The 26,126-nt window shown below is 61.6% G+C and carries 28 protein-coding genes; 11 read left to right on the top strand and 17 right to left on the bottom strand.

What is annotated here, in order from left to right:
• Nucleotides 1-60: 60 nt before the first annotated feature.
• The 6 genes from ACVI9W_RS12930 to ACVI9W_RS12905 form a co-directional block, all read right to left on the bottom strand.
• Nucleotides 61-834 carry an N-acetylmuramoyl-L-alanine amidase gene (locus ACVI9W_RS12930; protein ID WP_461530199.1) on the bottom strand — a complete coding sequence of 258 codons (774 nt, stop codon included), beginning with the start codon at nucleotides 832-834 and terminating at the stop codon, nucleotides 61-63.
• Between the two features lie 61 nt (nucleotides 835-895).
• Complete coding sequence (locus ACVI9W_RS12925; RefSeq protein WP_461530198.1) at nucleotides 896-2,896, bottom strand: GGDEF domain-containing protein; 2,001 nt, start codon at nucleotides 2,894-2,896, stop codon at nucleotides 896-898.
• A 28-nt stretch (nucleotides 2,897-2,924) separates the two neighbouring features.
• Nucleotides 2,925-3,779, bottom strand: a complete 855-nt coding sequence (locus tag ACVI9W_RS12920) for an endonuclease/exonuclease/phosphatase family protein (RefSeq protein ID WP_422416228.1) — start codon at nucleotides 3,777-3,779, stop codon at nucleotides 2,925-2,927.
• A 12-nt stretch (nucleotides 3,780-3,791) separates the two neighbouring features.
• Nucleotides 3,792-4,424 carry a thiol:disulfide interchange protein DsbA gene (gene dsbA, locus ACVI9W_RS12915; RefSeq protein WP_461530197.1) on the bottom strand — a complete coding sequence of 211 codons (633 nt, stop codon included), beginning with the start codon at nucleotides 4,422-4,424 and terminating at the stop codon, nucleotides 3,792-3,794.
• A 167-nt stretch (nucleotides 4,425-4,591) separates the two neighbouring features.
• Complete coding sequence (locus ACVI9W_RS12910) at nucleotides 4,592-5,209, bottom strand: c-type cytochrome (protein ID WP_461530196.1); 618 nt, start codon at nucleotides 5,207-5,209, stop codon at nucleotides 4,592-4,594.
• A 33-nt stretch (nucleotides 5,210-5,242) separates the two neighbouring features.
• The gene (locus ACVI9W_RS12905) at nucleotides 5,243-5,545 is read right to left on the bottom strand and encodes a c-type cytochrome (RefSeq protein WP_038605254.1); all 303 of its coding nucleotides are present in this window, start codon (nucleotides 5,543-5,545) and stop codon (nucleotides 5,243-5,245) included.
• Between the two features lie 192 nt (nucleotides 5,546-5,737).
• Here ACVI9W_RS12905 and yihA point away from each other — a divergent pair, with 192 nt between their 5' ends.
• Nucleotides 5,738-6,370, top strand: coding sequence for a ribosome biogenesis GTP-binding protein YihA/YsxC (yihA, locus tag ACVI9W_RS12900; protein WP_038605252.1), 633 nt, complete (start codon nucleotides 5,738-5,740; stop codon nucleotides 6,368-6,370).
• A 301-nt stretch (nucleotides 6,371-6,671) separates the two neighbouring features.
• Here yihA and polA read toward each other — a convergent pair whose 3' ends face one another.
• Nucleotides 6,672-9,434 (bottom strand): DNA polymerase I, encoded by a 2,763-nt coding sequence (gene polA / locus ACVI9W_RS12895; protein WP_461530195.1) that lies wholly within the window; start codon nucleotides 9,432-9,434, stop codon nucleotides 6,672-6,674.
• Between the two features lie 74 nt (nucleotides 9,435-9,508).
• Between polA and ACVI9W_RS12890 the strand changes: the two genes are divergently transcribed.
• Together ACVI9W_RS12890 and ACVI9W_RS12885 are read left to right on the top strand one after the other, a co-directional pair.
• Complete coding sequence (locus ACVI9W_RS12890; RefSeq protein WP_461530194.1) at nucleotides 9,509-9,796, top strand: DUF2782 domain-containing protein; 288 nt, start codon at nucleotides 9,509-9,511, stop codon at nucleotides 9,794-9,796.
• 64 nt (nucleotides 9,797-9,860) lie between these two features.
• On the top strand, nucleotides 9,861-10,811 hold the full coding sequence (locus ACVI9W_RS12885; protein WP_038616167.1) for a homoserine kinase: 951 nt from the start codon (nucleotides 9,861-9,863) through the stop codon (nucleotides 10,809-10,811).
• A gap of 59 nt (nucleotides 10,812-10,870) precedes the next feature.
• On the opposite strand, the gene ACVI9W_RS12880 is transcribed toward ACVI9W_RS12885, so the two are convergent.
• A complete protein-coding gene (locus tag ACVI9W_RS12880; RefSeq protein WP_461530193.1) occupies nucleotides 10,871-11,788 on the bottom strand; it encodes a zinc ABC transporter substrate-binding protein in 918 nt (305 codons plus the stop codon).
• A 66-nt stretch (nucleotides 11,789-11,854) separates the two neighbouring features.
• On the opposite strand from ACVI9W_RS12880, the gene zur reads away from it, so the two are divergent.
• The 7 genes from zur to ACVI9W_RS12845 all read left to right on the top strand — a co-directional run bounded on the left by zur (nucleotide 11,855) and on the right by ACVI9W_RS12845 (nucleotide 17,453).
• Nucleotides 11,855-12,337, top strand: coding sequence for a zinc uptake transcriptional repressor Zur (gene zur / locus ACVI9W_RS12875; protein WP_461530192.1), 483 nt, complete (start codon nucleotides 11,855-11,857; stop codon nucleotides 12,335-12,337).
• Nucleotides 12,337-13,116 carry a zinc ABC transporter ATP-binding protein ZnuC gene (gene znuC / locus ACVI9W_RS12870; RefSeq protein WP_038605244.1) on the top strand — a complete coding sequence of 260 codons (780 nt, stop codon included), beginning with the start codon at nucleotides 12,337-12,339 and terminating at the stop codon, nucleotides 13,114-13,116. Before zur ends, znuC begins: the two co-directional genes overlap by 1 nt.
• Nucleotides 13,109-13,891, top strand: a complete 783-nt coding sequence (znuB, locus tag ACVI9W_RS12865; protein ID WP_038605242.1) for a zinc ABC transporter permease subunit ZnuB — start codon at nucleotides 13,109-13,111, stop codon at nucleotides 13,889-13,891. The genes znuC and znuB overlap by 8 nt, the downstream gene beginning before the upstream one ends.
• A 130-nt stretch (nucleotides 13,892-14,021) precedes the next feature.
• Entirely contained in the window at nucleotides 14,022-14,735 is a 714-nt protein-coding gene (locus ACVI9W_RS12860; RefSeq protein WP_461530191.1) for a PA5502 family lipoprotein, read from the top strand.
• A 206-nt stretch (nucleotides 14,736-14,941) separates the two neighbouring features.
• The gene (locus ACVI9W_RS12855) at nucleotides 14,942-15,949 is read left to right on the top strand and encodes a methionine ABC transporter ATP-binding protein (RefSeq protein WP_038605238.1); all 1,008 of its coding nucleotides are present in this window, start codon (nucleotides 14,942-14,944) and stop codon (nucleotides 15,947-15,949) included.
• Entirely contained in the window at nucleotides 15,949-16,620 is a 672-nt protein-coding gene (locus ACVI9W_RS12850) for a methionine ABC transporter permease (RefSeq protein ID WP_038605236.1), read from the top strand. The genes ACVI9W_RS12855 and ACVI9W_RS12850 overlap by 1 nt, the downstream gene beginning before the upstream one ends.
• Before the next feature lie 62 nt (nucleotides 16,621-16,682).
• Nucleotides 16,683-17,453, top strand: coding sequence for a MetQ/NlpA family ABC transporter substrate-binding protein (locus ACVI9W_RS12845; protein WP_038605234.1), 771 nt, complete (start codon nucleotides 16,683-16,685; stop codon nucleotides 17,451-17,453).
• A gap of 80 nt (nucleotides 17,454-17,533) precedes the next feature.
• Here ACVI9W_RS12845 and ACVI9W_RS12840 read toward each other — a convergent pair whose 3' ends face one another.
• From ACVI9W_RS12840 to ACVI9W_RS12820, 5 genes are read right to left on the bottom strand one after another with little or no spacing between them, the layout of a single operon-like run.
• Nucleotides 17,534-18,166 carry an SCO family protein gene (locus ACVI9W_RS12840; protein ID WP_038605232.1) on the bottom strand — a complete coding sequence of 211 codons (633 nt, stop codon included), beginning with the start codon at nucleotides 18,164-18,166 and terminating at the stop codon, nucleotides 17,534-17,536.
• On the bottom strand, nucleotides 18,163-19,062 hold the full coding sequence (gene cyoE / locus ACVI9W_RS12835) for a heme o synthase (RefSeq protein WP_038605230.1): 900 nt from the start codon (nucleotides 19,060-19,062) through the stop codon (nucleotides 18,163-18,165). Before cyoE ends, ACVI9W_RS12840 begins: the two co-directional genes overlap by 4 nt.
• Nucleotides 19,047-20,129: a COX15/CtaA family protein gene (locus ACVI9W_RS12830; RefSeq protein WP_461530190.1), complete on the bottom strand. Its 1,083-nt coding sequence runs from the start codon at nucleotides 20,127-20,129 to the stop codon at nucleotides 19,047-19,049. The genes cyoE and ACVI9W_RS12830 overlap by 16 nt, the downstream gene beginning before the upstream one ends.
• Before the next feature lie 9 nt (nucleotides 20,130-20,138).
• Nucleotides 20,139-20,732 carry a hypothetical protein gene (locus ACVI9W_RS12825; RefSeq protein WP_461530189.1) on the bottom strand — a complete coding sequence of 198 codons (594 nt, stop codon included), beginning with the start codon at nucleotides 20,730-20,732 and terminating at the stop codon, nucleotides 20,139-20,141.
• Nucleotides 20,698-21,438: an SURF1 family protein gene (locus tag ACVI9W_RS12820; RefSeq protein WP_461530188.1), complete on the bottom strand. Its 741-nt coding sequence runs from the start codon at nucleotides 21,436-21,438 to the stop codon at nucleotides 20,698-20,700. The genes ACVI9W_RS12825 and ACVI9W_RS12820 overlap by 35 nt, the downstream gene beginning before the upstream one ends.
• A gap of 63 nt (nucleotides 21,439-21,501) precedes the next feature.
• Between ACVI9W_RS12820 and ACVI9W_RS12815 the strand changes: the two genes are divergently transcribed.
• On the top strand, nucleotides 21,502-21,705 hold the full coding sequence (locus ACVI9W_RS12815; RefSeq protein ID WP_028942629.1) for a twin transmembrane helix small protein: 204 nt from the start codon (nucleotides 21,502-21,504) through the stop codon (nucleotides 21,703-21,705).
• A gap of 6 nt (nucleotides 21,706-21,711) precedes the next feature.
• Here ACVI9W_RS12815 and ACVI9W_RS12810 read toward each other — a convergent pair whose 3' ends face one another.
• Genes ACVI9W_RS12810 through coxB form a run of 4 tightly spaced genes read right to left on the bottom strand, consistent with a single transcriptional unit; the run spans nucleotide 21,712 to nucleotide 25,975 of the window.
• Nucleotides 21,712-22,599: a cytochrome c oxidase subunit 3 gene (locus ACVI9W_RS12810; RefSeq protein ID WP_461530187.1), complete on the bottom strand. Its 888-nt coding sequence runs from the start codon at nucleotides 22,597-22,599 to the stop codon at nucleotides 21,712-21,714.
• Between the two features lie 12 nt (nucleotides 22,600-22,611).
• A complete protein-coding gene (locus ACVI9W_RS12805) occupies nucleotides 22,612-23,181 on the bottom strand; it encodes a cytochrome c oxidase assembly protein (RefSeq protein WP_038605218.1) in 570 nt (189 codons plus the stop codon).
• 24 nt (nucleotides 23,182-23,205) lie between these two features.
• A complete protein-coding gene (gene ctaD, locus ACVI9W_RS12800) occupies nucleotides 23,206-24,795 on the bottom strand; it encodes a cytochrome c oxidase subunit I (protein ID WP_461530186.1) in 1,590 nt (529 codons plus the stop codon).
• 52 nt (nucleotides 24,796-24,847) lie between these two features.
• Nucleotides 24,848-25,975: a cytochrome c oxidase subunit II gene (gene coxB, locus ACVI9W_RS12795; RefSeq protein WP_422416258.1), complete on the bottom strand. Its 1,128-nt coding sequence runs from the start codon at nucleotides 25,973-25,975 to the stop codon at nucleotides 24,848-24,850.
• Nucleotides 25,976-26,126: the final 151 nt, after the last annotated feature.

Genomic DNA, 26,126 nt, shown 5'->3' with positions numbered 1-26,126 from the left:
ATACCAAGAGGTATAGCAACTGCCGGACAAGTCAGCCTGCCCGTTTGGCGGCGCCGTTGCTCAGCGGCTGTTGAGTACCTGCAACATCGCTGCCGTTTGAGCATCCGCCACACCGTCAAATCGCTGGGGACGGAAGCGCATCTGGAATGCCGCGAGCACATGCTTGGTGCTGACGTCGTAGACGCCAGTCTGTTCGATGGCATAACCAAAGCGCGCCAATTGCTGCTGATACCAGCTGATACTTGGTGGATTGACGCTGAACCGCGCCTGCTGCTGAGCCACCGCGCGCGCATCCGGCCAGACACCCAGACCGGCATCGGCCAGGCGCTTCCAGGGGAACAGCGGCCCCGGATCCAGTTTGCGCGCCGGTGCGATGTCACTGTGGCCAATGATGTAGCGGGGCTGAATATTGTTGCGTTTGACGATGTCCTTGAGCAACGCGATCAGCGCTTCGATCTGCGCTTCGGTGTACGGCTGCCACACCCGTCCTGTCGGAGTATCGATAAAACCGGGGTTGACGATCTCGATGCCAATGGAGCTGGAGTTGAGCCAGGTCCGGCCATCCCATTGGCTGTCACCGGCATGCCAGGCACGACGGCTTTCGTCGACCAGTTGATAGACGGTCGCTGGTGAGTCACCGATCAGGTAATGGCTACTGACCTCACCATGGGTCAACAAGTCGAGCGAACGCTGCAGTGGCGCGTTGGTGTAGTGCAGCACGACAAACTGAATACGGCCGTCCTGGTTGACGGAGGTATGGCTGCGGTCGATCCGCAAGCCGCTACTGCAACCTGCCAGGGTCAACAGCAGGAGCGCGGTAATGATGGCTTTCATGGGGACTGGCACATGTGATGATCTGCAATGCAATAGCATAACGTATCCACGCAGCCGCCACTTACCCCTGTTCGATCCGATTTCTGCCCAGATGTTTCGCCCGGTACAGCGCTTCATCGGCGCGCTTGAGGACTACCTCGCTGCGCTCGCCACTGCGAAACGCACTGATGCCGATCGACAAGGTAATGGTCACTCGCTCGCCCTTGAAGTGGAACGGGCAGGCCTCAATGGCCGCCCGCAGCCTTTCCGCCAGCTGGTAACCGATTGGCATGGCAGTCTGCGGGATCAGCAGGACGAACTCTTCACCGCCGAAGCGGGCGATGAAATCCCGGCTGCGCAGGTGTTTGCGCAACACGTTGGCAACAATCTTCAGGACCTTGTCGCCGGCCAGGTGACCGTAGCTGTCGTTAATGCGCTTGAAGTGATCGAGATCGAGGATCGCCATCAGCAGATGACCACCGCTTTCCTGCCATTCCAGCACTTCCTGATCCACCCGTTCTGACCAGGCGGCCCGGTTGGGCAAACCGGTGAGCGGGTCGATCAGGGCTTTCTGGCGCTGTTCTTCCAGGTGCTCGCGGTAACCCATGGCTTCCTGCTCCATGTTCGCAACCCGTTCAGCCAGGCCTTGCAAGCGGTTGGCCATGTCCTGTTCGCGCTGGTCACGCTGCTGCTGATGCTCGTCCATGGTGCCGAGCAAGCCTTCGAGGCGGTTTTCCAGGATGTGTTTGAGGCTGTCCAGATCGGCAGCGCCCTGCACACTGCTTTGCAGGCCATCGACCTGTTCACGCAGCTGGCTGTCCAGGTCACGCGCCGCGGAGGTGTTGTCGGCATGGCCTTCGCTGGCTTCATGCAAATGGCTCTGGAACGACTCCAGGCGCTCGTTGAGTTGTTGCAGATAAGCTTCAAACTCATGCTGGCCACTGTCGTTGATCGCCAGCATCAGCACGGCCAGGTCATCGAGCACCGGCAACAACTCGTACCAGTTCAGGCCATGCTCCAGACGTTCGCGCATTGATTGCGCCTGAGCCTTGTGACGTTCGGGCAGGGTCAGGTCATCAAGCAGGCCGAGCAGGGTTTCCTCGATATGCGTGGCGACCGAGCTGTAGGTCGGCTCGGTGCCGTCGGGCAGGGCGTAGTGAGGGTCCTCATCGAACGCTTGGGCGACTTCAGGCTGATCTTCCTCAGGCTCGTCCGGGCCGGGCTCGGGCAACGCTGGCAGTTCGGGCTCGTTCGCTGCCGGGGGAAGCTCGAGCGGTGCTGGCACTTCGGCTTCAAACGCTGGAACCGTTGGCAAGTCGGCAGCCGGGCCAGGCTCGACTTCCGCTGCCTCGCTGGCTTCGTCTTCGGCTTCGACCGGCGTTGGCGCCAACGATTCGGTGACAACCTCCAGCGGTCGCAACTCGTCGATATCGACAACGGCCTCGGCCTGTGGCTCAACGTCTTGATGAGCATGCACTACTGGCGCCGGCGGCTCGATGGTCTCTGGCGCAAACGCCACAGCGCCCGCCAGGGCTGGTTGCAGCGCCTGCGCTTCAGCCTCGCGACCACCGAACAGGCGCTGCAGCAACCCAGGGCGTTGTGCCTCTTCAGGGCGCTCAAGCGCGGACAGGGCCTGGCCTTGCAAGCCACTCAACTCACCGAGCAGCAGCGGCACCTCGCGGGATTGACTGGCGCGGGCCTCGACCTGTTTGGCGAACTTCTTCAGCGGCCGGCTGACGTCACTGGGCAACGGCAAGGTCTGCAACTGGGTAACCAATGAGGTGAGGGCGGTGCTGACCTGCGCGATACGGGTCTCACGGCGTTGCTCGGAATCGAGCACGGCTTTTTCCAGGCGCGGGATCAGCCCGGCGAGGGCGGCGTCCATGTTGTCGGTGCGGATGACCTCACGCATCTCCTTCATGCACTGATCCACCGCCCGGTCGCTGCCTTCGGCGGCCAGGGTGCTGCGCACCAGACCACGGCGCAACAGGTCGAGGCGGGCTTCCCAACGGCGCTCGAGCTTCTCTTGCTGTTCGATACTCTTGAGGTACTTTTCTTTCCAGCGCTGGGCTTCGTCGGTCATGCCTGGGTCCGCAGAGGGGTGATGGCAATTAGCTCAAAGCGGGCAGCGTATCCACAGCGAGGGCATCAGGCAAACGAATCTCAACCGCGACCGGAAGATGATCGGAAATAGGCTGGGCCAGCACCTCGACCCGTTCCAGGGTCAGGCTCGGGCTGAGCAGGATGTGATCAAGGCAGCGCTGCGGGCGCCAACTGGGGAAGGTGGCCTGCACCTGGGGTGCGACCAGGCCCAGATCGCGCAGAGGAGAGCGCTCAAGCAGGTCGTTGGCGTGGGTGTTCATGTCGCCCATCAAAACCTGATGGCGGTAACCCCCAATCAACTCGCGGATGTAGGCCAGCTGCAGGGCACGGGTCTTGGAGCCCAGCGCCAGGTGCATCATGACCACCACCAACGCGTCTTCGCCCTCGCCGAAGCGCACCAGGATCGCTCCACGTCCGGCCGGGCCGGGCAGGGGGTGATCTTCAAGCAGTTGCGGCTTGAGGCGGCTGAGCACGCCATTGCTGTGCTGGGCAAAACGACCGAGGTTACGGTTGAGCTGCTGATACCAGTAAGGGAAGGCGCCCAGCTGGGCCAGGTGTTCGACCTGATTGACGTAGCCGGAGCGCAGGCTGCCACCATCGGCTTCCTGCAGGGCCACCAGGTCGAAGTCGCCGAGCAGCTCTCCGATCTTTTGCAGGTTGCCGGCACGCCCGGTGTGCGGCAGCAGGTGCTGCCAGCTCTTGGTCAGGTAGTGCCGGTAACGTTCGGTGCTGATGCCCACCTGGATATTGAAACTGAGCAGGCGCAGTCGCCCATCCTCTGGCAGGCCGTTAGCCTGCAGGTGATGTTCGTTGACCCGCGGATCGTGCAGGCCAACGCTTCGCTCAGCTCTCCAGCGGCGCATGGTAGTCGCCGCTTACTTGGCGGCGCGCTCCTTGGCAATCAGCTGGTCAGCGACGTTCAGGACGCCTTCCGAACCACCGGCGGTGCCGAGGTCGAAGCGGTATTTGCCGTTGACGACCATGCTTGGAACGCCGGTGATTTCATACTTCTTGGCCAGCTCTTTGGCCTTCTGTACCTGGCCTTTGATGGCGAAGGAGTTGAAGGTGGCGAGGAACTTGTCCTTGTCGACGCCTTGGGTAGCCAGGAACTCGGCCATCTCGTCAGGCGAGGTCAGCTTTTTGCGCTGAACCTGAATGGCTTCGAACACTGCCGCGTGAACCTTGTGCTCGACACCCATGGCTTCGAGGGTCAGGAACATCTGGCCATGGGCGTCCCATGGGCCGCCGAACATGGCGGGAATGCGCTTGAAGTTGACGTCGGCCGGCAGCTTCTCGGCCCAAGGATTAACCACTGGCTCGAAGCTGTAGCAGTGTGGGCAGCCGTACCAGAACAGCTCGACCACTTCGATCTTGCCTGGCACCGACACCGGTACCGCGTTGCTCAGCTGGACATACTCCTTGCCCTCCACAATAGGATCGGCAGCCTGGGCAGTCATGCCGAATACACTGGCGGCGACCAGCGTGGCGCTGAGAATCAAATTACGCATGCTTCACTCCTGAGCAATCTATTTGGTCGCCTCGACGCGACCTGCCATAAGACAGGTCGAAGCGGGCCCGAGTTCGTTAGTGTAACGGCAGCGGGCACAAAAAAGGGCGGCCGAAGCCACCCTTTTCATCTTTACGCCGCAGTATTAACCCAGCGTTAAAGCGCGGATCAGTGCAGACCCTGGATGTAGCTGGACAGCGCTTCGATATCCTTGTTGCTCAGCTTGGCCGCGATGGTGCGCATGGTGGTGGCATCGCCATCGTTGGTGCGGTTGCCTTCGCGGAAGTCGGTCAACTGCTTGGTCACGTACTGCGAATGCTGGCCACCCAGGTGCGGGAAGCCGGCCAGGGCCAGACCTGCGCCGTTCGGCGAGTGGCAACCGGTACAGGCCGGCAGGCCTTTCTCGATGTCACCACCGTTGAACAGGGCACGTCCGCGTTCGACCAGCTTCGGATCAGCAGCACCGACGCTGCCTTTCTGGCTGGCGAAATAGGCGGCGATGTCGGCCATGTCCTGATCGTTGAAGGCTGCGAGCATGCCGGTCATTTCCAGCACGGTACGCTTGCCCGACTTGATGTCGTGCAATTGTTTTTCCAGGTACTTCTCACCCTGGCCTGCAAGTTTCGGGAAGTTCGGCGCCAGGCTGTTGCCGTCCGGATTGTGACACGCGCCACATACAGCAGTTTTGGCCTGACCAGCAGCGGCATCCCCTTTGATAGGCTCTGCGGCATTGGCTGCACCAGTGACGCCCAAGGTCAACAGCAGACTCACGAGTAGTTTGTTCATCAGCTAATCCAACTACGGCTAAGGGTGAAAGAGTTATGTATCGGGACTCCGGCTCATCCACTGGATGATCGCCTGGTAGTCCTCGGCACTGCAGTCCATGCACAATCCACGCGGCGGCATAGCCTTGAAACCCTGTGTGACATGCTTCACCAGCGTCTCCATCCCCTGCGCCAGCCGCGGCTCCCATGCTGCCCGGTCACCTGGTTGCGGTGCCTGCGGTAGCTGTCCGGCATGGCAAGCGGCACATGCTCGCTTGTACACTGCCTGGGGATCCTGTGTAGCCTGAGCGCTGAACAACGGTATCAAGACACCTGCAGCAAGCAGCCATTTCGTCATACGAACGACCTTTCAGGGTTGGGGGTTGCACTGCGTTCTACTGCGCAAGCTTGAATCAACCGCCCCCGTGCACATCCTCCTACGCCGGGATAATGCGCACACAAAAACTGGGGCATTATATACTCCCGTTACTGAAACGGAAACGACACCGCTTGCCGAGACCCCCTCGCGCAACGCCCAACCGGATAAACCATGCAAGTCAAAAACCCCATCCTCGGTCTCTGCCAACAGGCCAAATTCGCCCTCAGCGCTGCCAAGGTCGACCAGTGCCCGGACGACCAGGGCTATGAAGTGGCCTTTGCCGGCCGCTCCAACGCCGGCAAGTCCAGCGCCCTGAATACCCTGACCCACGCCAGCCTGGCCCGCACCTCGAAAACCCCGGGGCGCACCCAGCTGCTGAATTTCTTCAGTCTGGACGATGAACGGCGTTTGGTCGACTTGCCAGGCTACGGTTATGCAAAAGTGCCGATTCCGCTCAAGCAGCACTGGCAGAAGCACCTGGAGGCCTACCTGGGCAGCCGCGAGTGCCTCAAGGGCCTGATCCTGATGATGGACGTGCGCCATCCGATGACCGACTTCGACAAGATGATGCTCGACTGGTCCCAGGCGGCCGGCATGCCGATGCACATCCTGCTGACCAAGGCCGACAAGCTGACCTTCGGCGCGGCCAAGAACACCCTGCTCAAAGTGCAGGCGGAAATCCGCAAAGGTTGGGGCGATACGGTGACCATCCAGCTGTTCTCGGCGCCCAAGCGCCAGGGCCTGGAAGAAGCCTACGGGGTGTTGGCAAACTGGATGGAACTGGCGGACAAGCCCGCAGAATAAGGGCTGCCCGGCAAACGCCGGGCAAAAAAAACCCCGGACTTCGTATGGGGAGGGGGAAGTTCGGGGTTCAAGTTCCGGACCGCTAGGGCGGGGTCCAGATATCTGCCAACACTTAACACAACATAGGAGCATCGAAGGGCTTCACCAGCCATTCAGTTACTCTGAGTCGTGGTTCACCGGTTTAGTTCCAAAGGTTTGAAAACTATTTGCGATAGGGCAGATATTTTTTACTACCAAGCCTCTGGGCCGGCCAAAAGCCGCGACGATATGCCGCAGCTTTTCCCCGCATTTAACTGCATTTTTAATGCGCTTCGTCCCAGTTTGCCCCCACACCGACCTCAACCAGCAGCGGTACATCGAGTGCTGCAGCATTGCTCATGTGTGGACGAATTTGTTCACGCACCTGCTCAACCAGGTCCTCGCGTACCTCCAGCACGAGTTCGTCGTGCACCTGCAGGATCACCCGGGCGTCCAGTCCCGAGTCGGTCAGCCAGTTATCCACAGCCACCATGGCGCGCTTGATGATGTCTGCCGCCGTGCCCTGCATCGGCGCGTTGATCGCTGTGCGTTCCGCGCCTTTGCGCAAGGCCGGGTTCTTCGCGTTGATTTCCGGCAGGTACAGGCGACGACCGAACAGGGTTTCGACGAAACCTTGTTCGGCGGCCTGTGCCCGGGTGCGCTCCATGTACGCCAGTACGCCAGGGTAACGGGCGAAATAGCGATCGATGTAGGCCTGCGACTGCTTACGGTCGACACCGATCTGCTTGGCCAGACCAAAGGCGCTCATGCCGTAGATCAGGCCGAAGTTGATCGCTTTGGCGCTGCGCCGCTGGTCGGTGGTGACATCGGCCAGGTCGACGCCAAACACCTCGGCAGCGGTTGCCCGGTGTACGTCCAGGTCGTTGCGGAAGGCGTGCAGCAGCCCCTCGTCTTTGGCCAGGTGCGCCATGATCCGCAGTTCGATCTGCGAATAGTCGGCCGCCAACAGCTTGTAGCCGGGCGCGGCAATGAAGGCCTGACGGATTCGCCGGCCTTCGGCGGTACGAATCGGGATGTTCTGCAGGTTCGGGTCACTGGACGACAAACGGCCGGTGGCTGCCACCGCCTGTTGGTAGGAAGTGTGGATACGCCCGGTGCGCGGGTTGATCTGCTCCGGCAAGCGGTCGGTGTAGGTGCTTTTGAGCTTGCTCAGGGAGCGGTACTGCATCAGCACCTTGGGCAGCGGGAAGTCCATCTCGGCCAGCTCCGCCAGCACTGCTTCGGCCGTCGAAGCCTGGCCTTTGGCGGTCTTGTTGAGTACCGGCATGCCCAGCTTTTCGTAGAGGATCACGCCCAGCTGCTTGGGCGAGCCGAGGTTGAACTCCTCACCGGCAATGTCGAAGGCCTCACGCTCCAGCTGCACCAGCTTTTCGCCCAGCTCGACACTCTGGATGCCGAGCAGGTTGGCATCGACCAGCGCACCCTGGCGCTCGATCTTCGCCAGTACCGGCACCAGCGGCATCTCGATATCGTTCAGCACTGGCAACACGCTTGGGGTCTTGGCCAGCTTCTGTTGCAGCGCCTGGTGCAGGCGCAGGGTCACATCGGCGTCTTCCGCGGCGTAGGGGCCGGCCTGTTCAAGGCTGATCTGGTCGAAGGTCAGCTGTTTGGCGCCTTTGCCAGCAATGTCGGTGAAACCGATGGTGGTGTGGTTCAGGTACTTGAGCGCCAGGCTGTCCATGTCGTGACGGGTAGCCGTCGAGTCGAGCACATAGGACTCAAGCATGGTGTCGTAAGCCACGCCCTGCATCAGGATGCCGTTGGCGATATCACCGCCGATGGCGCAGTTGGCGAGGATGTTCATGTCGTACTTGGCGTTCTGCCCGACCTTGAGCTTTTTCGGATCTTCGAGCAGCGGTTTGAGCGCCAGCAGCACTGTGTCGCGGTCCAACTGCTCAGGTACGCCCATGTAGGTGTGGGTCAACGGCACATAAGCGGCCTCATGGGCCTGCACTGCGAACGACAGGCCAACCAGCTGCGCTTGTTGCGCATCCAGGCCAGTGGTCTCGGTATCGAAGGCGAACAGTGGCGCTTTACGCAGCTTTTCCAGCCAGACGTCGAAGCGGGCCTGATCGAGGATGGTTTCATATTTCGCTTCGACAGTTTCCTCAGGCGTCTCGACAACGATTTCCTGACCGGCGCGCTTGGCGTCGCGCTGCACTTCGTCGATCCAGCTCTTGAACTCCATCTCTGTATACAGCTCAAGCAGCGCATCACGATCCGGTTCGCCGCAGACCAGCTCATCCACCTCAACCTCCAGCGGCACATCGATCTTGATGGTCGCCAGTTCATAGGAGAGGAAGGCCGCATCGCGGTGCTCCGCAAGCTTGGCAGGCAGAGTCTTGGCGCCGCGAATGGCCAGGCCCGGAACCTTGTCGAGGTTCTCGTACAGCTCGCGCAGGCCACCACCGATACCGGTGAGCAGGCCGACGGCGGTTTTTTCACCCACGCCAGGCACACCCGGGATGTTGTCGACCTTGTCACCCATCAGGGCGAGGAAATCGATGATGTGCTCAGGACCGACGCCGAATTTCTCGTGTACGCCAGGCACATCGAGGACAGTACCGGTCATGGTGTTGACCAGCGTAATGTGGCCATCGACCAACTGCGCCATGTCTTTGTCGCCAGTGGAGATGATCACCGGACGACCGGCTGCGGCACTGCTGCGGGCCAGGGTACCGATCACATCGTCGGCTTCAACACCCTCGACGCACAGCAGTGGATAACCCAAGGCGCGGACGCTGGCGTGCAACGGCTCAACCTGCACCCGCAGATCGTCCGGCATGCTTGGGCGGTTGGCCTTGTACTCGGCGAACATTTCGTCGCGAAAGGTCCCGCCCTTGGCGTCGAACACCACCGCGAACAGACTGTCCGGGTATTGCCTGCGCAGGCTCTTGAGCATGTTCAGCACGCCTTTGACCGCACCGGTCGGCATGCCCTTGGAAGTGGTCAGCGGCGGCAACGCGTGAAAGGCGCGGTAGAGGTATGAGGAACCGTCCACCAGGACGAGGGGAGCTTGGCTCATGAGCAGAATCAACCTTTTCGACGGGCCCGGCGCTAGAATGTCCGGAACATTGACGACAAAGGGACAAGGTTATCATGCGTAGACTAAATCGCCTGTTGCTGCTCAGCCTGCTGGCAGTCACTCCGGTCGTCACTCTGGCAGCGGAAGACGCGCCATCGGCTGATCCGGAAGTAACCATTCGCACGGAAGGCGACAAAACCATTCAGGAGTACCGTCAGAATGGCTTCCTGTATGCAATCAAGGTCACCCCGAAAGGGGGTAAGCCTTATTTCCTGGTACGCGCTGATGGTTCGGAGGGCAATTTCATTCGCTCCGACTATCCGGACATGCTGATCCCCTCGTGGAAAATCTTCGAGTGGTAAGGCGTACCCTTTACATCAACCTGGCACTTCCCTGCTGAAGTGCCCGTATGGGCAATTTTTGATCATGTCAGTCTTCACCCCCCTGACCCGGCCTGAGCTGGAAACCTTTCTGGCGCCTTACGGCCTGGGCCGCCTGCGGGACTTCCAGGGCATTGCCGCCGGCACCGAGAACAGCAACTTCTTTGTCAGTCTGGAACAGGGAGAGTACGTGCTGACGCTGGTCGAACGCGGGCCGATCCAGGACCTGCCGTTCTTCATCGAGTTGCTTGATGTACTGCACGACGCTGACCTGCCGGTGCCTTACGCCTTGCGTGGCAATGACGGCGTGGCGCTGCGCGAGCTGGCCGGCAAACCGGCGCTGCTGCAACCGCGCCTGCCCGGCAAGCACATCAAGGACGTCAACAACCAGCACTGTGTGCAGATCGGCGAGCTACTCGGCCACCTGCACCTGGCCACCCGTGACAAGGTCCTTGAGCGCAAGACCGACCGCGGCCTGGACTGGATGCTGGAGACCGGCGCCGAGCTGATGCCGCGCCTGAACGCCGAGCAACGCCAGCTGCTACAGGCTTGCCTGGACGAGATCGCTGAGCACCACGCGCAGATCATGGCCCTGCCGCGGGCCAACCTGCACGCTGACCTGTTCCGCGACAACGTGCTGTTCGAAGGCACCCACCTTACCGGTCTGATCGACTTCTACAACGCCTGCTCGGGGCCGATGCTGTATGACCTGGCGATCACCCTCAATGACTGGTGCTGTGACGATGCCGGACAGATCAATGGAGCGCGTGCGCGGGCATTGTTGGGCGCTTATGCAGCGCTGCGTCCTTTCACCTCGGCTGAGGCGCAGCTGTGGCCGGTAATGTTGCGCATTGCTTGCGTGCGTTTCTGGCTGTCGCGCTTGATCGCTGCCGAGTCGTTTGCCGGAATGGACGTGCTGATTCACGATCCGGCCGATTTTGAAGTGCGCCTGGCAGCGCGCCAGCAGGTGGAAATCGCCTTGCCGTTTGCTTTGTAAGCTATCGCGGGGCAAGCCCGCTCCCACGGTGGGAGCGGGCTTGCCCCGCGAAAAAGGCGCTACAGCTTTTCCAGACACCCCGCCAGATCATTCCCCAGCGTCTCCAGCAACTGCTCATAGCCCTGAGCACTGGCCGGCGCTGTCCCGCCCAGCGCATCCAGTTCAGCCAGGGTCACCGGCAAACCTGCGGTCAGCGTCTCGGCCAGGCGCGGGCGCAGTGGTGGCTCACTGAACACACAGGTCTTGCCCACTTCCTGCAAGCGTTTGCGCATCGCCGCCACATGCTGAGCGCCCGGTTGCACTTCGGCCGCCACGCTGAACACCCCGGTGTGCTTGATGCCATAAGTCGACTCGAAGTAATCGAACGCCTCATGGAACACGAAGAACGGTTTGCCGCTGATACCGGCCAGGCGCTTTTTCAAACGCGCATCCAGGGCATCCAGGCGTTCGCCAAAGGCCTTCAGGTTGCTCTGGTACCGTGCGGCATTGGCCGCATCGGCAGCGCTGAGGTCTGCGGCCATCTTCGCCGCAATCACCCGGGCATTGGCTGACGATAGCCACAAGTGGGCATCGAGACTGCCAGGGCGGTGATCGTGGTCGTGCTCGTCACCCTCTTCATCATGCGAGTGGCTATCCTCGCCAAAATGGCGCAAGTGCAAGCCGGGCAGGTCCTGCACCGCCACACTGGGTTTACTGCGGCTCTTGAGCACCCGTGGCAGGAAGCCTTCCATGTCCGGGCCGATCCAGTACAGCAGTTCGACGTCACCCACCCGCCGTACGTCGGAGGGACGCAGTGCGTAGTGATGCGGGGAGGCGCCTGGCGGCAGCAGCACTTCAGGGCTGCCAACGCCGTCCTGAACTGCCGCGGCGATCTGCTGCAGGGGCTTGATACTGGTCAGGACACGGACCTCGGCCTGTGCCTGGGCCATCACCAGAGTGGTGATAAAAGCGACAAAAAGGGCAAAAAATCGGGACACGATGACCACTCAAAGGGGCAGGAACAGGTAACATAATAACGTCTCTAATCAGAACCGTCGCCGCTCATGCCTATAACCCCGTTGGCCAATCGTCCCCACGACCATTCCCATTGCGTCCACAGCGCCCTGGCCGAGGCCGATGTGCTGTGCGCACGCAAAGGCCTGCGCCTGACCGCCCTGCGCCGGCGCGTGCTGGAGCTGGTGTGGCAGAGCCATAAACCGCTGGGTGCCTACGATATTCTGGCGGTATTGAGCGAGCAGGACGGTCGTCGCGCGGCGCCACCAACCGTCTACCGGGCCCTGGATTTCCTCCTGGAAAACAGCCTGGTGCACCGTATCGCCTCGCTCAACGCCTTCATCGGCTGCAGTCACCCCGAGCATGCCCACCAAGGGCAGTTCCTGATCTGCCGGGAGTGCCATGTGGCGATCGAGCTGGAGCAGACCAGCATCAGCAACGCCATCGTCGCCAGCGCCAAGGACGTCGGCTTCAGCGTCGAAGCGCAAACCGTCGAAGTGGTCGGCTTGTGCGGCAACTGCCGGAGCGCCTGATGAGCAATGCGCTGATTCGCCTCGAACAGGTCGGCGTGGCTTTCTCCGGACAGGCCGTGCTCGACAGCATCGACCTGGCCGTCGAACCCGGGCAGATCGTCACCCTGATCGGCCCCAACGGTGCCGGCAAAACCACCCTGGTGCGCGCCGTGCTTGGCTTGCTCAAGCCCCACACCGGCAAGGTCTGGCGCAAGCCGCGCCTGCGCATCGGCTACATGCCGCAAAAGCTGCACGTGGATGCCACCTTGCCGCTGTCGGTCCTGCGCTTTCTGCGCCTGGTACCAGGTGTCGACCGTGCCGCCGCCCTCAGCGCGTTGCAGGAAGTCGGTGCCGAACAGGTGATCGACAGCCCGATCCAGGGTATTTCCGGTGGTGAAATGCAGCGTGTGCTGCTGGCCCGGGCGCTGCTGCGCGAGCCTGAACTGCTGGTGCTGGATGAGCCGGTTCAAGGCGTCGATGTCGCCGGCCAGGCCGAGCTGTACAGCCTGATCACGCGTTTGCGCGACCGCCATGGCTGCGGCGTACTGATGGTCTCCCACGACCTGCATCTGGTGATGAGCACCACCGACCAGGTGGTTTGCCTGAACCGCCACGTCTGCTGCTCCGGCCACCCGGAACAGGTCAGCGGCGATCCAGCCTTCGTCGAATTGTTCGGCAGCAATGCGCCAAGCCTGGCGATCTACCATCACCATCACGACCACGCCCACGACCTGCATGGCTCGGTGGTTGCCCCGGCCCAAGGCGGCCACGTACACGGAGAACACTGCAAGCATGGCTGATTTTCTGCTTTACGCCCTGCTCGCAGGTTTGGCCCTGGCGCTGGTGGCAGGCCCCTTGGGATCATTCGTGGTCTGGCGGCGCATGGCCTATTTCGGCGACACCCTTTCACATGCCGCACTGCTCGGCGTAGCCCTGGGCTTCGTGCTGGATATCAGCCCGGCGCTGGCGGTAACGGTCGGCTGTCTGTTGCTGGCGATCCTGCTGGTCACGCTGCAGCAACGCCAGGCGCTGGCCTCCGACACCTTGCTGGGCATTCTCGCCCCGAGCACCCTGTCGCTCGGCCTGGTGGTACTGAGCTTTATGCACGATGTGCGCATCGACCTGATGGCTTACCTGTTCGGTGATCTGCTGGCGATCAGCCCCGGCGATCTGGCCTGGATCCTCGGCGGCAGTGCGGCGGTGTTGCTGTTGCTGGTGGTGCTCTGGCGCCCGTTGCTGGCGGTGACCGTGCATGAAGAGCTGGCGATGGTCGAAGGCCTGCCGGTGGCGGCGCTGCGTCTAGCCTTGATGCTGTTGATCGCGGTGGTGATTGCCGTGGCGATGAAGATCGTCGGGGTGCTGCTGATTACCTCGCTGCTGATCATCCCGGCCGCTGCGGCGCAACGTCACGCCCGTTCGCCCGAGCAGATGGCCCTGGGCGCCAGCCTGCTGGGGGTTACCGCAGTGTGCGGGGGCCTGGCATTGTCGTGGTTCAAAGACACCCCGGCCGGCCCGTCGATCGTGGTCTGTGCCGCGGTGCTATTCTTGCTGAGCCTGGCCTGGCCCCGGCGCTGAACCGCAGGGTGCAGCCAGGGCGGTTGCACCCTGCGACAGTTAAATCACGCAGGGCCTTGAAGATTTATTTTCGAGTCTACGGACTGGGTGTAGACTTGCTCGCTTTTTGCGCAAATAGAGAGTCGCAGGAATGAAGCCGTTCGCCTCCCGTTATCTGCTCCTTGCCGCGTTTTCGCTGATCCTGGCTGCGTGCTCCAGCACCCCGACCGATAACGCCACCACGCCTGCCCAGGCCGATGCCTGGCAGCAGCTGGAGCAAAGTATCGCCAGCAGTGAGCTGGCCACCGCCGAAGATCAGCTGGCCGCCCTGCAGGCCCAGTACCCCAATGACAGCCGGGTCGAGCAGCACCAACGGCAATTGGCCGAAGCCTACCTGCAACGCAGCCAGATCGTCCTGCAAAAGGGCGACGTCAATGCCGCCGCCACCGCCCTGAGCCGTGCCCGCGCGCTGATGCCCAAGGCTCCGGCCCTGACCGGCGGCGTCAATGGCGCCATCGCCCAGGCCCGCAAGGCTGAACTGGAAAAAGCCGAAGCGGCCCTCAAAGCAGCGGAAGCACGTCCCAAGGCCAAGCTTATCGACCCGAGCGCACCGAGCACCGTCGTGGCATTGAAAACCACCAATATTCGCGAAATGCGCCGGCAACTGGATGACATCGCCACTGATGTAGTGAACTACCAGTGCGATGTGGTGTTCCAGGTGCCACGCAAGGATGACGCCCCGTGGCTCAAGACCCTGCTGGGCAAGCGCGTGCATAAGCTCGACAGCGAGTTCGCCCTGCAGCAGTCCCATGAAATCCATCGCAACCAGCCTGCCCAGGCGGTTCTGATTCCGCGTCGTCCTTGAGCAGCCGGGTGGCGCCCCCACCCGCTGCCACGCCCGATACAGGGCGGGCCCGGCGAGCGTTCATTCGGTTTGACCACTGATCGCGTTATTCCCGTAGCATTGGTCAATTGCGAAATAAATGCTAAGAACCTCTATACGAACAGGCTAAAATGCGCCCCCCGGCTAACCGCTGACCCATATTCCATGCGCCCCACAAGGTTCGCTACGTGATCGAGTTTCAAAATGTGCATAAAACCTACCGCGTCGCCGGTAGGGACATCCCCGCGCTGCACCCGACCAACCTGAGTGTCGAAGACGGCCAGGTGTTCGGTCTGATCGGCCACTCCGGTGCCGGTAAAAGTACCCTGCTGCGCCTGATAAACCGTCTGGAAGCCCCAAGCGGCGGCAAGATCATCGTTGACGGTGAAGATGTCACCGCGTTCGACGCCAACGACCTGCGGCGCTTCCGCCAGCAGGTCGGGATGATCTTCCAGCATTTCAACCTGCTGGCGTCCAAGACCGTGGCCGATAACGTCGCGCTGCCACTGACCCTGGCCGGCGAGCTGTCGCGCAAGGAAATCGACGCCCGTGTCAGTGAACTGCTGGCCCGTGTCGGCCTGTCCGAGCACGCGAAAAAATATCCGGCGCAATTGTCCGGTGGCCAGAAGCAACGCGTCGGCATTGCCCGCGCCTTGGCGACCAAGCCGAAAATCCTGCTCTGCGACGAAGCCACCAGCGCGCTCGATCCGCAGACCACGGCTTCGGTCCTGCAATTGCTGGCAGAGATCAACCGTGAACTGAAACTGACTATCGTGCTGATCACCCATGAAATGGACGTGATCCGCCGGGTCTGTGACCGGGTTGCGGTCATGGATGCCGGGCAGATCGTCGAGCATGGTCCGGTGGCTGATGTATTCCTGCACCCGCAGCACCCGACCACCAAGCGCTTCGTCCAGGAAGACGAGCAGATCGACGAGAACGAACAGCGCGACGACTTCGCCCATGTACCGGGGCGCATCGTGCGCCTGACCTTCCAGGGCGATTCCACCTACGCGCCGCTGCTGGGCACTGTGGCCCGCGAAACCGGCGTGGACTACAGCATCCTCGCTGGCCGCATCGACCGTATCAAAGACACCCCGTATGGGCAGCTGACCCTGGCCGTCACTGGCGGCGACATGGAAGCGGCGTTCGCCCGCTTCACGGCGGCTGATGTTCATATGGAGGTACTGCGTTAATGGACGCCTTGAGTTTCTTTGCCAACGTCGACTGGGCCGAAATCTGGCTGGCGACCATCGACACCATGATCATGCTGTTCGGCTCGCTGTTCTTCACCGTGCTGCTCGGCCTGCCATTGGGCGTGCTGCTGTTCCTCTGCGGCCCGCGCCAGTTGTTCGAGCAGAAGGGCGTGTATGCGCTGCTGTCGCTGGTGGTCAACGTGCTGCGTTCGCTGCCGTTCATCATCCTGCTGATCGTGATGATTCCGTTCACCGTGCTGATCACCGGCACCTCGCTGGGCGTCGCCGGGGCTATCCCGCCGCTGGTGGTGGGAGCTACGCCGTTCTTCGCGCGTCTGGTGGAAACTGCCTTGCGTGAGGTTGATCGCGGCATTATCGAGGCGACCCAGTCGATGGGTGCCACTACTCGCCAGATCATCACCAATGCCTTGCTGCCTGAGGCCCGTCCGGGCATCTTCGCAGCCATCACCGTCACCGCCATTACCCTGGTGTCCTACACCGCGATGGCGGGTGTGGTTGGCGCGGGCGGCCTGGGTGACCTGGCCATCCGCTTCGGCTACCAACGCTTCCAGACCGATGTGATGGTAGTCACCGTGGTCCTGCTGCTGATACTGGTTCAAGTACTGCAGAGCGTGGGCGACAAACTGGTTGTGCATTTTTCCCGTAAGTAACCCCATGGGTCGGCGACGCCGACGCACCGGGGGCCGGACCGGCCCTCACAAGGAGTGATTTGATGAAAAAGCTGCTTGCTGTTGTCGCCGCCGTTGCGGCCTTCTCCGCCCAGGCCGATACCCTGACGGTTGCTGCTACCCCGGTGCCGCACGCCGAGATCCTCGAGTTCGTCAAACCGGCCCTGGCCAAAGAAGGCGTGGACCTGAAGGTGAAGGTGTTCACCGACTACATCCAGCCGAACGTACAGGTTGCCGAGAAGCGCCTGGACGCCAACTTCTTCCAGCACCAGCCGTACCTGGATGAGTTCAACAAGGCCAAGGGCACCAAGCTGGTCAGCGTTGCCGGTGTGCACCTGGAGCCGCTGGGCGCCTACTCGAGCAAGTACAAGAAGCTCGATGAGCTGCCATCGACCGCCACCGTGGTGATCCCCAACGACGCCACCAACGGCGGTCGTGCCTTGCTGCTGCTGGACAAGGCCGGCGTGATCAAGCTCAAGGACAACACCAACATCCTCTCGACCGTCAAAGACATCGCCGAGAACAGCAAGAACCTGAAATTCCGTGAACTGGAAGCAGCGACCATCCCGCGCGTGCTGACCCAGGTCGACCTGGCGCTGATCAACACCAACTACGCGCTGGAAGCCAAGCTGAACCCTGAGTCTGATGCACTGGTCATCGAAGGCGCTGACTCGCCTTACGTGAACATCCTGGTTACCCGTGAAGACAACAAGGATGCCGAGGCGGTGAAGAAGCTGGTTGCAGCCCTGCACACCCCGGAAGTGAAGAAGTTCATCGAAGAGAAGTACAAGGGCGCGGTCAAGCCGGCGTTCTGATTCACCATCTTATCGCGGGGCAAGCCCGCTCCCACAGGTCAGGTGATCTCTGTGGGAGCGGGCTTGCCCCGCGATGCATTTCAGTCCCGCTTAACCAACCCAGGCAGTTGAGCCACCAGCTTCTGGTTGTTGAACGGCGCACGAATAAACCCACGTTGCTTGCCATCCGGCCCCAGCAGCGCCAGGTTGCCACTGTGATCCACCGTATAGTTCGGCTTGCTGGTATCGGCCGGAATGAACGGAATGCTCACCGCATTGGCCAGCTTCTGCAGGTTGTCCAGTGAGCCGGTCACGCCGCGGAAGTCCTTGTCGAAATAGCCCAGATACTGTTTGAGCTGGGTCGGTGTGTCCCGATTCGGGTCGACGCTGACCAACACCACCTGCAGCCGCTCCACGGCCTCTTTCGGCAGCTCGCTTTTTACCTGACGCAATTGCGCCAGCGTAGTCGGGCAGATGTCCGGGCAGAAGGTGTAACCGAAGAACAACAACGACCATTTGCCCTTGAGTTCATCCATCCGCACCGGCTGGCCGTTCTCGTCGGTCATTTCCAGCGCAGGCACCGTGCGGCTCTGCGGCAGCAGGATGATGCCGGCATCGATCAGTTCGGTCGGGTTGCCCTCACTGCGGCCATTGAGCACCTTGTTGACAGTAAGCCCGAGGATCACGGCGACCAGGGCAACGAGGATGAAGACGGTTTTCTGGGTTCGAGTCATAGGTTCAACAGTAGGTAATGATCAACAAGCAGGGCAATGAATAACAGCAACAGGTACCAGACAGAGTACTTGAAGGTCTTGATCGCCGCGTGCGGCCGACTGCCACGGTACAACACCCAGGCCCATTGCAGGAAGCGCGCGCCCAGCACCAGGGCACAGACCAGGTAGAGCGGCCCGCTCATGTGAATGACGTAGGGCAGCAGGCTGACAGCGAGCAACACCAGGGTATAAAGCAGGATGTGCACCTTGGTGTAGTGCTCGCCGTGGGTCACCGGCAACATCGGAATATCCGCCTTGGCGTACTCTTCCTTGCGGTGAATGGCCAGGGCCCAGAAGTGTGGCGGGGTCCAGGCAAAAATGATCAGCACCAGCAGCAGCGGCTCGGCGCTGATATGCCCACTGACCGCCACCCAGCCCAGCAATGGCGGCGCCGCGCCGGCCAGGCCGCCAATCACGATGTTCTGCGGCGTGGCGCGCTTGAGAAAGCCGGTGTAGATCACCGCATAACCGAGCAGCGAGGCCAGGGTCAGCCAGGCGGTGAGGGCGTTGGTAAAGACCAGCAGCAAGGCCATGCCCAGCAGCGCCAGCAACAAGGCAAAGGTCAAAGCCGCGCCAGGCGCTACCCGGCCTTCGGCCAAGGGACGCTTGTGGGTGCGGGCCATCAACGCATCGATGCGCCGGTCCACCACGTGGTTGACCACCGCGGCGCCACCGGCACAACAAGCGATACCGAGGTTGCCGAACAGCAGGACGGTCCAGGGCACACCCGCGCGAGTGGCGAGAAACATACCGACCAGGGACGTGACCAGCATCAGCACCACGACCTTGGGCTTGGTCAGCTCCAGGTAGTCGCGCCAGCCCGCCTGAAGCCTGCGTCCGCTTAAAAGCGTCGCCATGAGTTATCTCCCAGATAATGAACGACACCGCCACTGCCCAGCGGTGTCAGGCGCCAGCCCTGGCTGACCCGACGTGCCTTCGCCCTGGCCACCAGGCGAATGCGGTAATTGACCAGCACCATGCACAGCAACAGCATCGCGCCCCCGGCGTTATGGGCCACGGCCACCGGCAATGGCAGGTGGAACAGCACGTTGCTGATGCCCAGGCCGATCTGTACCGCCAGTGCCAGAAGCACCAGGCGGGCGAGTTTGCTGAGTCCATGACGATGCAGCTTCCAGCTCAGCAGCAACAGCACACCGGTCACCAGCAATGCGCCCATGCGGTGGCTTAGATGAATCGCGGTACGCGCATCACTGTCCAGCTGTCCGCCCAGGTAATTGGGACCGATGTGCTGGGTAAGGTGAAAGCCGTTGGCAAAATCCGCCTGTGGCCACCACTGACCATGGCAGGTGGGGAGATCGACACACGCCACTGCCGCGTAGTTGGCGCTGACCCAGCCGCCCAGGGCGATCTGGCCGATCACCACCAGCAACGCCAGGGCCGCCACCCGGCGCACACTCAGCGGTAGCTTGGGCAGCGGAGCGAACGCCCGCGACAGACGCAAGCTGAGCAGGAACAACAGGCTCAAGGTGGCAAAGCCGCCTAATAAATGTGCCGTGACCACCTGCGGCCACAGCTTGAGGGTCACCGTCCACATCCCGAAGGCCGCCTGGGCGAACACCACACCGAGCAGCAGCAAGGGCAGACGAAAAGGCTGGCCGTCACGGCCATGGCGACGCCAGGCCTGGAAGGCGAGCAGGGTGATCACCAAGGCCAGGGTTCCGGCGAAGTAGCGATGGACCATCTCGTTGCGGCCCTTGTGTTCCTCTACTGGCGTATCGGGGAAGTGCCGCTCGGCATGGGCCAGCTGCGCTTCGGTCTTGGGCACGCTGATGAAGCCGTAGCAACCCGGCCAGTCCGGACAGCCAAGGCCGGCATGGGTGAGGCGGGTGTAGGCACCGAGCAGGACAACCACCAGCGCCAGCAAGGTGGCAAACACAGCAAGGCGAAATCCAGGTCTGGCCATGGTGATGTCCTAGCCGATGTTGGACAGCTTCAGCAGATGGCGCAGGTCATTGAGCAAGTCCTTGCCCTTGACCCTGGCGTCGTAGCGCAGCACCAGGTTGCCATGAGGGTCGACAATCCATAGCTGTGCATCCTGCTTGCCCTGGCTCACCTCAGCGTACTTGCTCAGGTCCAGCGGGTAGCGCTGCAGCTGTGGGTATTCGCGATCGAGTCGGGCCTGGTAGTCAACGCCCAGCGCTTGCGCTGTGGCCAGGGCATGACTGGCGCGGCTGGCATCGCGTCCCAGGCCGATCTGGATCTGCCGCGCCAGGTACACCAGTTGCTGGCAGTCCAGCCCGCAATCCTTGGGGGTGCTGACCAGCAACTGCCAGCGCTGCTCATCGGCACTGACGCCGAGGTCGGCACGGCTCTGGCCGTTGCCGAGCATTTCACCGTGATAGCTGCGGCTGTCCGGGACCCAGAACTGCAGCTTGTACATGGCGGTGGCCAGCAGCATCGGGCCGAGGACCACCAGCAGTATCAGGATCAGTTGCAGGCGCCCGCGAGCGCGCCCGGTCGGCGCCTTGCCTTCAGACATGTTGAGTGGACTCGTGACGGCTCCCATGCTGTTTCTCCTTGTTGTTATGCCAGCCGAAGTAGAGGTAGAGCAGCACCAACGCCAGTGCCAGGGCGAACCACTGCATGGCGTAGCCCAGGTGTTTTTCCGGGCCCATGGCGACTACCGGCCAGTCCAGCCGGTAGCTGGCCGGGCCCGGTTCCATGCGCAACTCATGGGCGAAGCCTTCACGGGCCAGCTGCGGCCAGAGATGACCGGCATCAATGGCGGTCAGCAGCCGTGGCCAGTTGCCGCCTTGCGGGTCGGCATGCAGTTGAAAGGGCGCGCCGGGTGCGACATAGACCCAGGCGTCCATGCTCAAGGCCCGCTCGGGGGTGGCGAACTGCACCGGGTTACGCCGGTCCGGCCAGGGTAACCAGCCGCGGTTGACCAACAGCCAGAGCCCACTGGCCTGGTCGAGGAAGGGTTGCAGCAGTTCGACGCCGACCTGGCCATCGCGCATGCGGTTGTCCAGCAACAGGCTGTGCTCGGCATCGAACTGACCGAACAGGTGCACCCGGCGATAAGCCGGGTCCTTCAATTGAGGCAGCTGTGCGGCGCCCAAGGCTTCACCGGCCTGGCGCTCGGCATAGTTGGCGAGTAACTCGCGTTTTTCCTGGGCCCGCGCCAACTGCCAGCAGCCCAGCGCAACCAGCCCGGGCAACAGCATCAGCACCACCAGGGTCGGCACCCAACCTGGGCGAAATGGCTTCACCCGGTCACCTCATGGTCGGTCGCTATACTTAAGATCATCAATGCATCCCCCCGGAGTTTCGCCATGCTGAAAGCCGCGATTGTCCTGATGCTGCTGGCCACCATCGCCAGCCTGTTCAGTGGCCTGTTCTTTCTGGTCAAGGACGACGGACATTCCACGCGTCTGCTCAAGGCCCTGACCGTACGGGTCACATTGGCTGCGCTGACCCTGGCGCTGATCACCTGGGGCTTCTATAGCGGCCAGTTGGTGTCCCACGCGCCGTTCTGAATCCGGCTACAGCACATACACGAAGATAAATAGCCCGACCCAGACCACATCGACGAAGTGCCAGTACCAGCTGGCCGCCTCGAAGCCGAAGTGTTTTTCAGGGTTGAAGTGCCCACGCATGATCCGCACCAGCATCACGATCAGGATCAGGGTGCCCATGGTCACGTGGGCGCCGTGAAAACCCGTAAGCATGAAGAAGGTCGCGCCATAGACGCCCGAGCCCAGGGTCAGCCCCAGCTCGGTGTAGGCCTCGTGATACTCGTAGGCCTGCAGCACCAGGAAGCCGATGCCAAGCGCGATGGTCAGCCCCAGCCAGAACTTCAGTGCGCCGCGGTGATCCTTGCGCAGCGCGTGGTGGGCAATCGTTACCGTGACACTGGAGCTGACCAGCAAAATGGTATTGATCAGCGGCAAGTGCCACGGATCAATGATTTCTTTGGGTGGCGGAAACAGCTTGGGATCAGGTGTGTTGAGCAGCGGCCAGGCAAACTCGAAATTCGGCCAGAGCATGTGCGCCACGCCTTTGGCACCTTCACCGCCCAACCAGGGACCGGCCAGGTTGCGCACATAAAACAGCGCACCAAAGAAGGCGATGAAGAACATCACCTCGGAAAAGATGAACCAGGACATGCCCCAGCGGAACGAGCGGTCCAGTTGCGGGCTGTAAAGCCCGGCGCGACTCTCCTTGATCACCGCGCCAAACCAGCCGAAGAACATATAGGCCAGGAACAGTGCGCCCAGGAAGAAGATCCATGGCCCATGGGATTCTGGGCGCCCGGCCTTGAGGTCGTTGAACCAGGTACCCAGGCCGAACACCGTGATAAACATGCCGATCGTGGCAATGATCGGCCACTTGCTTTGCGCCGGTACGTAATAGTGCTCATGCGAAGCCATTGAGTGTTCTCCTTATCGGGCGCCCTGTGTGGCCTGGCCCGCCAGGTGTGCAACCGGCGGGTGGCGAGCGGTGATATCGAACAGCGTGTAAGCCAGCGTCAGGTGTTTCACGTCCTTGGGCAGGTCGCGGTCGACGATGAAGCGCACCGGCATTTCGATGCGCTCTCCCGGTTGCAGCACCTGTTGGGTAAAGCAGAAGCATTCGGTCTTGTGAAAGTACGCCGCCGCTTCCGCCGGGGTGATGCTCGGGATCGCCTGGGCGCTCATCGGCTTGTCGGTCGGATTACGGGCGATGAACACCATCTGGTTGACCGCACCGGGATTGACGTCGATTTGATCGGCAGTGGAATAGAACTCCCAGACCATGTCGCTGGCATTGGTCGACATGAACTGCACCTTTACGCTGCGGTTCATATCGCTGACCTGGCTGCCTGCATACTGCCCGCCGGTCTTGCCGTTGATGCCGAACGCCTTGCACATCACGTCGTAGATCGGTACCAGGGCAAAGCCGAACGCGAACATCACCACGGTCAGCAGCATCAGCCGCAACACCAGGCGTTTGAGCGAGGTCCCTTCACTCATGGTTCATCCTCCGGCGTTTGCCGTTCATTTCACTTCCGGTGGGGTCTGGAAGGTGTGGTAGGGCGCCGGTGACGGCACCGACCACTCCAGCCCCTCGGCACCATCCCAGGGTTTGGCCGGTGCCGGAGCACCGCCGCGAATGCACTTGATGACAATGAACAGGAAGAAGATCTGCGTGGCGCCAAAGGTAAAGGCACCGATCGAAGAGACCATGTTGAAGTCGGCGAACTGCAGGTTGTAGTCCGGAATCCTGCGCGGCATGCCGGCCAGGCCGACGAAGTGCATGGGGAAGAAGGCCATGTTCATGCCGACGAACGACAGCCAGAAATGCAGCTTGCCCAGGGTTTCGTCGTACATGTGCCCGGTCCATTTCGGCAGCCAGTAATAGGCCGAGGCGAAAATCCCGAAGATCGCCCCAGGCACCAGTACGTAATGGAAGTGGGCAACCACGAAGTAGGTATCGTGGTACTGGAAGTCCGCCGGGGCGATGGCCAGCATCAACCCGGAGAAACCGCCGATGGTGAACAGGATGACGAAGGCGATGGCGAACAGCATCGGCGTCTCGAAGGTCAGCGAACCTTCCCACATGGTGCTGACCCAGTTGAACACCTTCACCCCGGTCGGCACCGCAATCAGCATAGTGGCGTACATAAAGAACAACTCGCCGACCACCGGAATGCCGACCACGAACATGTGGTGCGCCCAGACAATAAAGGACAGGAAGGCAATCGCGCCGGTGGCATAGACCATCGAGGTGTAGCCGAACAGCGGTTTGCGCGAGAACGCCGGGATGATCGAGCTGACCGCGCCGAACGCCGGCAGGATCATGATGTACACCTCGGGATGACCGAAGAACCAGAACACATGCTGGAACAACACCGGGTCACCGCCACCGGCAGCACTGAAGAAGCTGGTGCCGAGGTGGATGTCCATCAGCATCATGGTCACCACACCGGCCAGCACCGGCATCACCGCAATCAGCAGGAAGGCGGTGATCAGCCAGGTCCAGACGAACAGCGGCATCTTCATCAGGGTCATGCCCGGGGCACGCAGGTTGAGGATGGTGGCGATGACGTTGATCGCGCCCATGATCGAGCTGATACCCATCAGGTGGATGGCGAAGATGAAGAAGGTCACGCTTTCCGGAGCGTAGGTGGTCGATAGCGGCGCATAGAAGGTCCAGCCGAAGTTCGGCCCACCGCCCGGCATGAACAGGGTCGAAACCAGCAGCAGGAAGGCCGCTGGCAGCAGCCAGAAGCTGAAGTTGTTCATCCGTGGCAGGGCCATGTCCGGCGCGCCGATCATCAGCGGAATCATCCAGTTGGCCAGGCCGACGAAGGCCGGCATCACCGCGCCGAAGACCATCACCAAACCATGCATGGTGGTCATCTGGTTGAAGAACTCCGGCTGGACGATCTGCAGGCCGGGCTGGAACAGCTCGGCGCGGATCACCATGGCGAACGAGCCACCGAGCAGGAACATCATGAAACTGAACCACAGGTACATGGTGCCGATGTCTTTGTGGTTGGTGGTCAGCACCCAGCGCATCAGGCCCTTGGCCGGTCCGTGGGCGTGCTCATGACCATGGCTGTGGTCGTCGATCACTGCGCTCATGTCCTGTCTCCTGCAGTCCGGTGGCTGGTGCGGGAATACCTGTCAGGCCGGTTCATTTGCTTTCTGCCTGCTTGATCGCCAGCACATCTTTTGGCGTGACCATGTCGCCTTTGTTGTTGCCCCAGGCGTTACGCTCGTAGGTCACCACGGCGGCGATATCCACTTCCGACAGCTGCTTGCCGAACGCGGCCATGGCGGTGCCGGGCTTGCCGTGGAAGACGATGCTCAGGTGATCTTCCTTGGGACCGGTGGCGATCTTCGAACCCTTGAGTGCCGGGAACATCGGCGGCAGGCCCTGGCCCTCGGCCTGGTGACAGGCCACGCAGGTGGTGTGGTAAACCTTGTCGCCGCGCTCGACCAACTCTTGCAGGGTCCAGTCCTTGCTGGTCAGCTCCTTGAGCTTGGCCGCCTCGGCCTTGCGCTCGGCAAGCCAGGTGTCGTAATCGGCCTTGGACTTGACCTCGACCACCACCGGCATGAAGCCGTGGTCCTTGCCGCACAGTTCAGTACACTGGCCGCGGTAGATGCCGGGCTTCTCGACCCGGGTCCAGGCCTCGTTGACGAAGCCGGGAATGGCATCACGCTTGACCGCAAAGGCCGGCACCCACCAGGAGTGAATGACGTCGGCGGCAGTGACCAGAAAGCGCACTTTGGCCCCCACCGGCAACACCAGTGGCTGATCGACTTCGAGCAGGTAATGCTCGTCTTTGGGGGCTTTGTTGTGGATCTGCTCGGCGGGGGTGGCCAGGTTGCTGAAGAACTCGACGTCCTGGCCCAGGTATTTGTAATGCCACTTCCATTGGTAGCCAGTGACCTGGATATCCACATCCGACTCGCTGGCATCATAGATCTCGATCAGGGTCTTGGTCGCCGGAATGGCCATCGCCACCAGAATCAGGAACGGCACCACCGTCCACATGATCTCGACCCAGGTGTGCTCGTGGAAATGCGCAGGCTGCTGGCCGGTGGAACGACGGTGGATGATCATCGACCAGAACATTGCGCCAAAGACCACCAGGCCAATGATCACGCAGATCCAGAAAATGATCATGTGCAGGTCGAACACTGCGTTGCTGACTTCAGTCGCCCCTGGCGCCATGTTCACGGTCCAGGCGGCGTTGGCCTGACCGAATACCGACCACAACAGGAGGCCCATCCAGACGTGTGGATGTCGCATCATTGCGGGTTCCCCTTATCGTTCTTGTTATCCCGGAGGCGTGGACCTACGGCTAAGGGTACGGCGGCCAAGACTGCGAACTTCGACGACCGAGCCCCTGCGAACTGCAGTCGGGCCTCATCAGCGAATCACTTTCAAACCGGAGTATAGACAG

It is taken from the genome of Pseudomonas sp. 210_17 TE3656, from assembly GCF_054821965.1.
The sequence above is the reverse complement of the archived record's forward strand: the minus strand, read 5'-3'. Positions and strand labels throughout refer to the sequence as shown.

Excerpts from the sequence above, each read along its gene's own strand:
- ACVI9W_RS12930 (WP_461530199.1), bottom strand. The coding sequence starts at position 834 with ATGAAAGCCATCATTACCGCGCTCCTGCTGTTGACCCTGGCAGGTTGC.
- ACVI9W_RS12925 (WP_461530198.1), bottom strand. The coding sequence starts at position 2,896 with ATGACCGACGAAGCCCAGCGCTGGAAAGAAAAGTACCTCAAGAGTATC.
- ACVI9W_RS12920 (WP_422416228.1), bottom strand. The coding sequence starts at position 3,779 with ATGCGCCGCTGGAGAGCTGAGCGAAGCGTTGGCCTGCACGATCCGCGG.
- dsbA (WP_461530197.1), bottom strand. The coding sequence starts at position 4,424 with ATGCGTAATTTGATTCTCAGCGCCACGCTGGTCGCCGCCAGTGTATTC.
- ACVI9W_RS12910 (WP_461530196.1), bottom strand. The coding sequence starts at position 5,209 with ATGAACAAACTACTCGTGAGTCTGCTGTTGACCTTGGGCGTCACTGGT.
- ACVI9W_RS12905 (WP_038605254.1), bottom strand. The coding sequence starts at position 5,545 with ATGACGAAATGGCTGCTTGCTGCAGGTGTCTTGATACCGTTGTTCAGC.
- yihA (WP_038605252.1), top strand. The coding sequence starts at position 5,738 with ATGCAAGTCAAAAACCCCATCCTCGGTCTCTGCCAACAGGCCAAATTC.
- polA (WP_461530195.1), bottom strand. The coding sequence starts at position 9,434 with ATGAGCCAAGCTCCCCTCGTCCTGGTGGACGGTTCCTCATACCTCTAC.
- ACVI9W_RS12890 (WP_461530194.1), top strand. The coding sequence starts at position 9,509 with ATGCGTAGACTAAATCGCCTGTTGCTGCTCAGCCTGCTGGCAGTCACT.
- ACVI9W_RS12885 (WP_038616167.1), top strand. The coding sequence starts at position 9,861 with ATGTCAGTCTTCACCCCCCTGACCCGGCCTGAGCTGGAAACCTTTCTG.
- zur (WP_461530192.1), top strand. The coding sequence starts at position 11,855 with ATGCCTATAACCCCGTTGGCCAATCGTCCCCACGACCATTCCCATTGC.
- znuC (WP_038605244.1), top strand. The coding sequence starts at position 12,337 with ATGAGCAATGCGCTGATTCGCCTCGAACAGGTCGGCGTGGCTTTCTCC.
- znuB (WP_038605242.1), top strand. The coding sequence starts at position 13,109 with ATGGCTGATTTTCTGCTTTACGCCCTGCTCGCAGGTTTGGCCCTGGCG.
- ACVI9W_RS12860 (WP_461530191.1), top strand. The coding sequence starts at position 14,022 with ATGAAGCCGTTCGCCTCCCGTTATCTGCTCCTTGCCGCGTTTTCGCTG.
- ACVI9W_RS12850 (WP_038605236.1), top strand. The coding sequence starts at position 15,949 with ATGGACGCCTTGAGTTTCTTTGCCAACGTCGACTGGGCCGAAATCTGG.
- ACVI9W_RS12845 (WP_038605234.1), top strand. The coding sequence starts at position 16,683 with ATGAAAAAGCTGCTTGCTGTTGTCGCCGCCGTTGCGGCCTTCTCCGCC.
- ACVI9W_RS12840 (WP_038605232.1), bottom strand. The coding sequence starts at position 18,166 with ATGACTCGAACCCAGAAAACCGTCTTCATCCTCGTTGCCCTGGTCGCC.
- cyoE (WP_038605230.1), bottom strand. The coding sequence starts at position 19,062 with ATGGCGACGCTTTTAAGCGGACGCAGGCTTCAGGCGGGCTGGCGCGAC.
- ACVI9W_RS12830 (WP_461530190.1), bottom strand. The coding sequence starts at position 20,129 with ATGGCCAGACCTGGATTTCGCCTTGCTGTGTTTGCCACCTTGCTGGCG.
- ACVI9W_RS12825 (WP_461530189.1), bottom strand. The coding sequence starts at position 20,732 with ATGGGAGCCGTCACGAGTCCACTCAACATGTCTGAAGGCAAGGCGCCG.
- ACVI9W_RS12815 (WP_028942629.1), top strand. The coding sequence starts at position 21,502 with ATGCTGAAAGCCGCGATTGTCCTGATGCTGCTGGCCACCATCGCCAGC.
- ACVI9W_RS12810 (WP_461530187.1), bottom strand. The coding sequence starts at position 22,599 with ATGGCTTCGCATGAGCACTATTACGTACCGGCGCAAAGCAAGTGGCCG.
- ACVI9W_RS12805 (WP_038605218.1), bottom strand. The coding sequence starts at position 23,181 with ATGAGTGAAGGGACCTCGCTCAAACGCCTGGTGTTGCGGCTGATGCTG.
- ctaD (WP_461530186.1), bottom strand. The coding sequence starts at position 24,795 with ATGAGCGCAGTGATCGACGACCACAGCCATGGTCATGAGCACGCCCAC.
- coxB (WP_422416258.1), bottom strand. The coding sequence starts at position 25,975 with ATGATGCGACATCCACACGTCTGGATGGGCCTCCTGTTGTGGTCGGTA.